We start from the raw sequence: 9,180 nt of genomic DNA on the forward strand, positions 1-9,180 counted from the left end.
TTTACTTTGCGCGATCAGGCGCGAAGTGGCTCAGATTTCAAATGCGTTTGACATCGTCGCGCTAATCGATCTGGCGTATCAAACGGCCCAGCGCATCGGCGACCTACTGGCGCTGAACTGGTCGGAAGTGAGTGACGAGGGCATTCTGTTCCACCCAGCCAAGACAGTGAACAGTTCCGGGGTGCGGATGCTGATCGAGATGACACCGGACCTCAAGGCAACACTCGAGTCTGCGAAGGTCGGAAAGGTGAAGGCGATCGGTCCAGTGGTCTGTACGCAGACTGGTGGACGCTTCACGTATAGCGGAGCGCAGACGGCTTGGAAGCGGGCCTGCCAGCGCGCCCGGCAACGATATGAGAAATCATGTCGCGACGCAGCAACGCCGGTCGATCGTCACTATCTGGCTGGAATGCACTTTCACGACCTACGCGCGAAAGCCTTGACGGACAAACGCAGGCAAGATGGCGCTGCAGCTGCCCAGGCGTTGGCCGGGCACACGACCGCAGAAATGACTGCGCACTACACGAAGGCGCGAGAGGTCGAGCACGTGACGCCAGTGCCTATGAAGCGCTCAAGTTAGACAACCACAACCAAGTTAGACAAATCGTGGTTGGCGGCCACAAAAGCAAAAAACCCGCTTGGCTTTACACCAAGCGGGTTTCAAACTGGTCGGGGCGAGAGGATTTGAACCTCCGACCACCTGCACCCCATGCAGGTACGCTACCAGGCTGCGCTACGCCCCGAGAGAAAAAGATTATATCAGAAGGATTTTCATCTTGACTAGTGTCTTCTGCACTTTTTTGCCGTGCCCGGCTTCGCTCGCCGACTTACTTCGGACCGTGTCCGGCGATCTCGCGCAACTGCGCGAGCAGATGCTGGACGTCGACCAGTTCATTGCGCAGCGCGTTCAGATCGACCGACAACACCGGGGCGTCTTCGACGTGCGCCGGTGCCGCGCCGACACTCTCTTCCTGCACGGGCGGTATCGTATGATGCCGCCCTTCATCGAGCCGGTTGCGCGCGCCGTTGATGGTGAAGCCCTGCTCGTACAGCAGCTCGCGGATCCGACGGATCAGCAGCACCTCGTGGTGCTGGTAGTAACGCCGGTTGCCGCGCCGCTTGACGGGCTTGAGCTGCGTGAACTCCTGCTCCCAGTAGCGCAGCACGTGCGGCTTGACGGCGCACAGCTCGCTTACCTCACCGATGGTGAAGTAGCGCTTGGCGGGAATCGGCGGCAGCGCGACGCGATCGCTTGGTTTGTCGGACATGCATGAAGGGGCCGGCCAGAGCCGCGGCCCGCAGGAGTTACGCTAGGGATCGAATGGAAGCACGCGAGGCGCGCCTGCGCGCTCAGAAGGATACCGATTCCCGTTGCCGCGAGCAACGCGGCGGCACGGCTCAGCCAGGCAGCGCGAGGCCGGCCCGCTCTTCCACCAGTGCCTTCAGCTTCTGGCTGGCGTGGAAGGTGACAACGCGGCGTGCGGTGATGGGGATCACCTCGCCGGTCTTGGGATTACGGCCGGGGCGCTGCGGCTTGTCGCGCAGCTGGAAGTTACCGAAGCCGGATAGCTTGACGCTGTCACCCTGCTCCAAGGCTTCGCGAATCACGTCGAAGAAGGCTTCGACCATATCCTTGGATTCACGCTTGTTCAGACCGACCTGGTCGAACAGCATCTCCGCCAGCTCGGCCTTGGTGAGAGTGGGAACCTCGGTCACGCGGGATTCCGGCGTGTCGTCGTCGCGGTGGGCTGCTTGCCGGTCGCCTGCCTCACCCAGAGCTGCAGCAGTCATGACATTCAGATGTCGATCATTCATATTGATCGTGCATTGTCGTTCAATCTGGCGATCCGTCCGGGCGCAGCGGCCCGGACGCTCCATGCCGTCGCGGGGACAGCGTTCTCAGCCACGCAGCCGTGCCTGGAACGCGGCCACCAGCGCATCAACCATGCAGCGCACGGCGCTGTCGACAGTCTCGTCCTGGAGGGTCGACCCAGTATCTTGCAAGGTCACCCGGAACGCAAGGCTTTTCTCGTCCACGCCAATGCTGCTGGAAGCCGCGGCATTGGCCTTCGGACGGAACTCGTCGAACAGCACCAGGCTCTGGCAGAAGCGGCCGAAACCGGCCTGATCCAGCGCTGCACGCATCGCATCGAGCAGGTCCTGCGCACGCGCCGACTGCTTGACCACGACGGCGAGATCGCGCACCACGGCCGGGAACTTGGAGATCTCGCTGTAGGCGGGCAGGCCGACCTCGCGCAGCGATTGCAGTTCAAGTTCGAACAGCACCGGTGCCTGCGCCAATTCGTACTCCTGCAGCCAGCGCGGATGCAGCTCGCCGACCACACCCACCGGCTTGCCGTCGACCAGCACGCGGGCAGCGCGGCCCGGATGCAGCGCGGGATGCGAGACCGGCTCGAAGCGCGCCACGCGCGGGTGGAACAGCGATTCCACGTCGCCCTTGACGTCGAAGAAGTCGACCGGTCGCGTGGCGACGCCCCACTGCTCTTCGAAGGCAGGGCCGTAGGCGATGCCGGCGACCATCATGGGCTGGCGATAGCCTGCCACGGTCAGGCCGCCGTCGGCCACCGAGCCGTCGCGGTGGAACACGCGGCCCACTTCGAACAGGCGCACGCGGCCGGCCTTGCGGTTCAGGTTGTAGCGCACCTTGTCGAGCAGACCGCCGATCAGCGTGGAGCGCATCACTGCCAGCTGGCTCGCGATCGGATTCAGCAGGCGGATCGGGTTGTCGTTGGCGGCGAAGTCGCGCTCCCACTTATCTTCCACGAAGGCGAAGTTGATCACCTCCTGATAGTCGCGCGCGGCCACCGCATGGCGCACCACGTGCTGCGAGCGGCGAGCCTCATCGGTCGGGCGCATCTCGCTCTCGGCCACCGGCGGACGGGCCGGAATACGCTCGAAGCCATAGATACGGGCCACTTCCTCGATCAGGTCTTCCTCGATCTCGATGTCGAAGCGGTAGCTCGGCGGCGTCACCACGAAGACCTCGCCGTCATCGCCCTGCTCGCGCGTGAAGGCGAGCTGCAGGCGCTGGAAGACATCGGCGATCTCGGCGGCCGACAGCTCGATGCCGAGCACGCGTTCGGCACGTGCCACGCGCATGCGCACCGGCTTGCGCTCCGGCAGGTTGACCACGTGGTCATCGACTGGGCCGGCCTGGCCGCCGCAGATGTCGAGGATCAGCGCGGTGATGCGCTCGATGTGCTCGACCGTGGTGGCGAAGTCCACGCCGCGCTCGAAGCGGTGGCCCGCATCGGTCGAGAAGTTGTAGCGGCGCGCGCGACCCTGGATCGACTGCGGCCACCAGAAGGCGGCCTCGAGGTAGATATTGGCGGTATCGAGCGTGACCGCGGTGCTGTCGCCGCCCATGATGCCGGCCAGGCTTTCGATCTCCTTGTCGTCGGCGATCACGCCGACCTGCTCGTCCACCTCGATGGTATTGCCGTTCAGCAGCTTGATCTGCTCGCCCTTGCGGCCCCAGCGCACGTCGAGGCCGCCGTGGATCTTGTCGAGGTCGAACACGTGCGACGGACGGCCGAGTTCCAGCATGACGTAGTTGGAGATGTCCACCAGCGCCGAGATGCTGCGCTGGCCCGAGCGCTCGAGACGCTGCACCATCCATGCAGGCGTCGCCGCGCGCGCGTTGACACCGCGGATCACGCGGCCGGAGAAACGGCCGCACAGATCGGGCGCCGACACCTTGACCGGCAGCGTCTCGTCCAGCGTCACCGCCACCGGCGTCATTGCCGGCACCTGCAGCGCGGCACCGGTGAGCGCCGCCACTTCGCGTGCCACGCCGTGGATCGACAGGCAGTCGGCCTTGTTCGGCGTGAGCTTGATGACGAAGACCTGATCGTCGAGATCCAGGTACTGGCGGATGTTCTGGCCGACGGGCGCATCCTCCGGCAGGATCAGCAGGCCTTCATGGTCTTCCGACAGCTTGAGTTCGCGCGCCGAGCACAGCATGCCGTAGCTGTCCACGCCACGCAGCTTGCCGACCTTGATCTCGAAGGGCTTGCCGCCCGGCTCGCTCGGCGGCAGCACGGCACCGACCAGCGCGCACGGCACCAGGATGCCCGGCTTGACGTTGGGCGCGCCGCAGACGATCTGCAGCGTCTCGCCGGTGCCGGCGTCGACCTGGCACACATTGAGACGGTCGGCATTGGGATGCCTCTCGGTGGCGAGCACGCGCGCCACCACGATCTTTTCGAACGGCGGCGCGACGGGGCCCACTTCCTCCACCTCGAGCCCGGCCATGGTCAGGCGGTGCGAGAGCGCGTCGGTGGAGACCTTTTCAGGATTGACGAAACTGCGAAGCCAGGATTCCGAGAATTGCATGGCGCTTCTGATCCGGTAAGTATGCGGTGTATCGGTGACGAAAGACGGCGGCGGGCCTGGGCAGGTGAAGGCGTCCCAGGCGCCTCGGGCGCCTCGGGCGCTTCAGGCGCTTCAGGCGCTTCAGGCGAATTGGCGCAGGAAGCGCGCATCGCCCTCGAAGAACAGCCGCAGGTCGTTGATGCCATAGCGCAGCATGGTCAGCCGCTCCAGCCCGGAGCCGAAGGCGAAGCCGATGTAGCGCTCGGGGTCGAGGCCCATATTGCGCAGCACGTTCGGGTGCACCTGGCCCGAGCCGGAGATCTCCAGCCATTTGCCGGCCAGCTTGCCTTCTTCGAATGCCATGTCGATCTCGGCCGACGGTTCGGTGAAGGGGAAGTAGGACGGGCGGAAGCGCACCTGGATATCGTCGCGTTCGAAGAACTTGCGCAGGAAATCCGTGTAGACGCCCTTCAGGTCGGCAAAGCTGATGTCCTCGCCGATCCACAGGCCTTCCACCTGGTTGAACATCGGCGAGTGCGTGGCATCGCTGTCGACGCGGTAGGTACGCCCCGGGCAGATCACCTTGATCGGCGGCATGGCGCGGCCCTTGTACTTCTCCACATGCATACGCGCATAGCGCACCTGCATCGGGCTGGTGTGAGTGCGCAACAGCAGCAGCTTGCCCTCGCTGTCGCGCCCGTCCACGTAGAAGGTGTCCTGCATCGAGCGCGCCGGATGGTTGTCCGGGTTGTTCAGCGCCGTGAAGTTCATCCAGTCGGTCTCGATCTCGGGGCCGTCGGCCACGTCGAAGCCGATCGAACCGAAGATCTGCTCCACGCGCTCCCAGGTGCGCATCACCGGATGCAGGCTGCCACGCGCCACCGTGCGGCCGGGCAGCGTCACGTCGATCGCCTCGGCAGCCAGGCGCGCGTTCATCAGTGCATCGGCCAGCGCCTGGCGGCGGCCGTTGAGCGCGGCCTCGACCTGTTGCTTGGCCTGGTTGATGCGCGCGCCCTCGCTCTTGCGTGCCTCGGGATCGAGCTTGCCCAGGCTCTTCAGCAGTTCGGTCAGCGCACCGGTCTTGCCGAGGAAGCGGGCCTTTTCGTTTTCCAGCGTGGCGTTGTCATTGGCGGCGGCGAAAGCGGCCTGGGCGCCGGCGACGATTTGATCCAGATCCAGGGACATGGCAGCGGTCGTGGAAGGTTTAGGCGCCACGGCGCGGCGCGCCTTGGCGGAGGTTGGCACTTCGTGCGGTGTTCGTTTCGGATGCCGTCTCGGCCACGGCAACGCCGGAGCGCAGCCCGCTTGGTGGCGGCATTCGAAATGAAAACGGGGCCCACGCGGAGCCCCGTTTCAGCGGTCTTGCCGGGCAATCATCGCAGCGTACTGCGCTGGGTGGCCCGGCGGCCGCGGTCGACCTTGCGGTCGGTGCTTGCCCGGGAACGCTTACGCATTCCCGGCGCCGGCATCAGGCAACGGTGGCTTTCACCTGGTTGACGATGGCGGCAAAGGCAGGCTTGTCATGGATAGCCATGTCCGACAGCACCTTGCGGTCCAGTTCAATCGAAGCCCTCTTCAGGCCGTTCATGAACACGCTGTAGGTCATGCCATGCTCGCGCGTGGCAGCATTGATACGCGCAATCCACAGCGCGCGGAACACGCGCTTCTTGTTGCGGCGATCGCGGTATGCGTACTGGCCGGCACGCATGACCGCCTGCTTGGCGATGCGATAGACATTATTGCGACGGCCGCGGTAACCCTTGGCAGCGTCGATGACTTTCTTGTGACGGGCCCGTGCAGTGACCCCACGTTTGACTCGAGGCATGTAACTCTCCTTTCGATCTCGTCAGGGTTATGCGTACGGCATCATCGCGCGCACCGACTTCAGGTTCGTCTCATGGACGTCCTGGGTGCCGCGCAGTTGACGCTTGTTCTTGGTGGTCTTCTTGGTCAGGATGTGACGCTTGAAGGCCTGGCCACGCTTGAACGAACCGTTCGGACGCGCAGTAAAGCGCTTGGAAGCGCTTTTCTTGGTCTTCATCTTCGGCATGAAAAACTCCAGCTCTCTGACATGCATGCAGGTGGCCGGCTGGCGCCGACGCTTGCAAGACCCGCATCCACTTGTTTTGCACGCGGACCGCCAGGCCCGCGCACGCTTCGCGCTCCGTGCCGCGGTGACTGGCACCGCGGCACGCCGCGCAAAACTCACTTCTTCTTCTTGGGGGCCAGCACCATCACCATCTGGCGGCCTTCCATCTTAGGCATCTGCTCGACCTGGCCGAACTCCTCCAGGTCTACCTTCAAGCGCTCGAGCATGCGTGCACCGATTTCCTGGTGCGCCATCTCACGGCCGCGGAAACGCAGCGTGATCTTGGTCTTGTCGCCATCCTCAAGAAAGCGCCTCAAGTTGCGCAGCTTGACGTTGTAGTCGCCGTCATCCGTACCCGGCCGGAATTTGACTTCCTTGACCTGGATGATCTTCTGCTTCAGCTTGGCCTCGTGTGCGCGCTTGGCTTCTTCGTACTTGAACTTGCCGTAGTCCATGATACGGGCTACGGGCGGGCTCGCGTTGGGCGCGATCTCCACCAGATCCAAGTCCTTGTCCTCAGCCATGCGCAGCGCTTCAATGAACTTGAAGATGCCCAGCTGCTCGTTATCAACCCCTACCAGCCGCAGCTCAGGCGCGCTGATCTCCCGGTTGATGCGGTGACCTTTGTCTGTAGCGATGTTGCGTTACCTCAAGAAGACAAAAAAACGAGCCGTGCTCCCTACCCTTCAGGCTTTGCTGGAAACGTCCTGTTGCAGACGCTCCACGAACGCGGAGACGGGCATCACACCCAGATCCACGTTGCCACGGGCACGCACGGCCACTTGATTGGCATCCCGCTCCTTGTCGCCCACTACCAGCAGGTAGGGGATCTTCTGAAGGGAATGCTCGCGGATTTTATACGTAATTTTCTCATTACGCAAATCCGCCTTGGCCCTAAACCCTTGTTTTTGCAGCAGTTGCGCAATGCCCTGCGCATACTCGGCCTGGGAGTCGGCAATATTCATCACCACCACCTGCTCCGGCGCCAGCCAGGCGGGCAGCGCGCCGGCGTGGTTTTCCAGCAGGATGCCCAGGAAGCGCTCGAAGGAGCCCAGGATGGCCCGGTGCAGCATGACCGGGCGCTTGCGCGAATTGTCCTCAGCGACGAACTCGGCATCCAGGCGCTCCGGCAGCACCAGGTCGAGCTGCAGCGTGCCGCACTGCCAAGAGCGGCCGATGGCGTCCTTGATGTGGTATTCGACCTTCGGGCCATAGAAGGCACCCTCGCCCGGAAGCTCCTCCCACTCCACACCGCAGGCACGCAGCGCCAGGCGCAGGCCCTCTTCGGCGTGATCCCAGATTTCGTCCGATCCGGCCCGCTGTTCCGGCCGCAGAGACAGCTTGACCGCCACGTCCTTGAAGCCGAAATCGTCATAGACGGAGAACGCCAGCTCGTTGAATGCCTTGGCTTCCGCGACGATCTGCTCTTCCGTGCAGAAGATATGGGCATCGTCCTGCACGAAGCCGCGCACGCGCATCAGGCCATGCAGCGCGCCGGACGGCTCGTTGCGATGGCAGGCACCGAACTCGGCCAGACGCAGCGGCAGGTCGCGATAGGAACGCAGGCCGTGGTTGAAGATCTGTACATGGCCGGGACAGTTCATCGGCTTGATCGCGTAGTCACGCTTCTCCGACTCCGTGACGAACATGTTCTCCTTGTAGTTCTGCCAGTGGCCCGACTTCTCCCACAAGGAACGATCCATGACCTGGGGCGTACGCACCTCCTGATAGCCGGCCTCGCCCAGGCGCCCGCGCATATACTGCTCGACCGCCTGCCAGATCTGCCAGCCCTTCGGGTGCCAGAAGACCATGCCCGGCGCCTCTTCCTGCAGATGGAACAGATCGAGCGTCTTGCCCAGCTTGCGGTGGTCGCGCTTCTCGGCCTCTTCCAGCATGTGCAGATAGGCCTCCTGGTCTTCCTTCCTGGCCCAGGCCGTGCCGTAGATGCGCTGGAGCATCTCGTTGTTGGCGTCGCCGCGCCAATAGGCACCGGCCACCTTCATCAGCTTGAAGACCTTGAGCTTGCCCGTCGACGGCACGTGCGGACCGCGGCACAGGTCGACGAACTTGCCTTCGCGATACAGGCCGATTTCCTGGTCGGCAGGGATCGAGGCGATGATCTCCGCCTTGTACTTCTCGCCCATCGACTCGAACAGCGCGACCGCTTCGTCGCGGTTCCAGACCTCGCGCACCACCTTCTCGTCCTTGCGCGACAGCTCCACCATCTTCTTCTCGATGGCAGCCAGGTCCTCGGGCGTGAACGGGCGCTTATAGGCGAAGTCGTAGTAGAAGCCGTTCTCGATCACCGGCCCGATCGTCACCTGCGCCTCAGGATAGAGTTCCTTGACGGCGTAGGCCAGCAAGTGGGCAGTGGAGTGGCGGATCACATCGACGCCGTCGGCATCCTTCTCAGTGACGATGGCAAGCGACGCGTCACGGTCGATCGTGAAGCTGGTGTCGACCATGCGACCATCCACCTTGCCGGCCAGGGCAGCCTTGGCCAGGCCCGAGCCGATGCTCTGCGCCACTTCGGCCACCGTCACCGGGCCGGGAAACTCGCGGCGGGAACCGTCCGGCAGCGTGATTGCGATCATCTTGCACCTCATCAGGAATCCGACTGCCCGGCGCCGGCCGGCAGGCGGATAAAGCATCTCGTGGCGCCCACCCATGCCCGGGATACGGCACGGCGCGGACTGCGGGAACTCCACCCGATCCCTCCAGGCAACCAGGCGGAAAGCGGGCAGCTTAACAGGTAG

General features: G+C 63.9%; 9 protein-coding genes and 1 tRNA gene. 1 reads left to right on the forward strand and 9 read right to left on the reverse strand.

Annotated features, from left to right (window positions below; genetic code table 11):
• The first annotated feature begins 25 nt into the window (after positions 1 to 25).
• Entirely contained in the window at positions 26 to 580 is a 555-nt protein-coding gene (locus BKK80_RS14000; RefSeq protein ID WP_236903685.1) for a tyrosine-type recombinase/integrase, read from the forward strand.
• 86 nt (positions 581 to 666) lie between these two features.
• On the opposite strand, the gene BKK80_RS14005 is transcribed toward BKK80_RS14000, so the two are convergent.
• The 9 genes from BKK80_RS14005 to thrS form a co-directional block, all read right to left on the reverse strand.
• Positions 667 to 743, reverse strand: a tRNA-Pro gene (locus BKK80_RS14005).
• Positions 744 to 827: 84 nt separating this feature from the next.
• The gene (locus BKK80_RS14010) at positions 828 to 1,268 is read right to left on the reverse strand and encodes a MerR family transcriptional regulator (protein ID WP_071013600.1); all 441 of its coding nucleotides are present in this window, start codon (positions 1,266 to 1,268) and stop codon (positions 828 to 830) included.
• A 130-nt stretch (positions 1,269 to 1,398) separates the two neighbouring features.
• Positions 1,399 to 1,815, reverse strand: a complete 417-nt coding sequence (locus BKK80_RS14015; protein ID WP_071013602.1) for an integration host factor subunit alpha — start codon at positions 1,813 to 1,815, stop codon at positions 1,399 to 1,401.
• An 84-nt stretch (positions 1,816 to 1,899) separates the two neighbouring features.
• Complete coding sequence (pheT, locus tag BKK80_RS14020; RefSeq protein WP_071070010.1) at positions 1,900 to 4,356, reverse strand: phenylalanine--tRNA ligase subunit beta; 2,457 nt, start codon at positions 4,354 to 4,356, stop codon at positions 1,900 to 1,902.
• A 120-nt stretch (positions 4,357 to 4,476) separates the two neighbouring features.
• Positions 4,477 to 5,514 (reverse strand): phenylalanine--tRNA ligase subunit alpha, encoded by a 1,038-nt coding sequence (pheS, locus tag BKK80_RS14025; protein ID WP_205683724.1) that lies wholly within the window; start codon positions 5,512 to 5,514, stop codon positions 4,477 to 4,479.
• A 289-nt stretch (positions 5,515 to 5,803) separates the two neighbouring features.
• On the reverse strand, positions 5,804 to 6,160 hold the full coding sequence (gene rplT / locus BKK80_RS14030) for a 50S ribosomal protein L20 (RefSeq protein WP_071070014.1): 357 nt from the start codon (positions 6,158 to 6,160) through the stop codon (positions 5,804 to 5,806).
• A gap of 27 nt (positions 6,161 to 6,187) precedes the next feature.
• Positions 6,188 to 6,385 (reverse strand): 50S ribosomal protein L35, encoded by a 198-nt coding sequence (gene rpmI, locus BKK80_RS14035; RefSeq protein ID WP_006575466.1) that lies wholly within the window; start codon positions 6,383 to 6,385, stop codon positions 6,188 to 6,190.
• A gap of 155 nt (positions 6,386 to 6,540) precedes the next feature.
• Complete coding sequence (gene infC, locus BKK80_RS14040; protein WP_083384108.1) at positions 6,541 to 7,062, reverse strand: translation initiation factor IF-3; 522 nt, start codon at positions 7,060 to 7,062, stop codon at positions 6,541 to 6,543.
• A gap of 48 nt (positions 7,063 to 7,110) precedes the next feature.
• Positions 7,111 to 9,018: a threonine--tRNA ligase gene (gene thrS / locus BKK80_RS14045; RefSeq protein ID WP_071038236.1), complete on the reverse strand. Its 1,908-nt coding sequence runs from the start codon at positions 9,016 to 9,018 to the stop codon at positions 7,111 to 7,113.
• Positions 9,019 to 9,180: the final 162 nt, after the last annotated feature.

This window comes from Cupriavidus malaysiensis, from assembly GCF_001854325.1.
In the GTDB taxonomy this organism is placed as follows: domain Bacteria; phylum Pseudomonadota; class Gammaproteobacteria; order Burkholderiales; family Burkholderiaceae; genus Cupriavidus; species Cupriavidus malaysiensis.

Coding starts and splice junctions, on each gene's coding strand:
- pheT (WP_071070010.1), bottom strand. CDS start 4,356: ATGCAATTCTCGGAATCCTGGCTTCGCAGTTTCGTCAATCCTGAAAAG.
- thrS (WP_071038236.1), bottom strand. CDS start 9,018: ATGATCGCAATCACGCTGCCGGACGGTTCCCGCCGCGAGTTTCCCGGC.
- BKK80_RS14010 (WP_071013600.1), bottom strand. CDS start 1,268: ATGTCCGACAAACCAAGCGATCGCGTCGCGCTGCCGCCGATTCCCGCC.
- rplT (WP_071070014.1), bottom strand. CDS start 6,160: ATGCCTCGAGTCAAACGTGGGGTCACTGCACGGGCCCGTCACAAGAAA.
- BKK80_RS14015 (WP_071013602.1), bottom strand. CDS start 1,815: ATGAATGATCGACATCTGAATGTCATGACTGCTGCAGCTCTGGGTGAG.
- rpmI (WP_006575466.1), bottom strand. CDS start 6,385: ATGCCGAAGATGAAGACCAAGAAAAGCGCTTCCAAGCGCTTTACTGCG.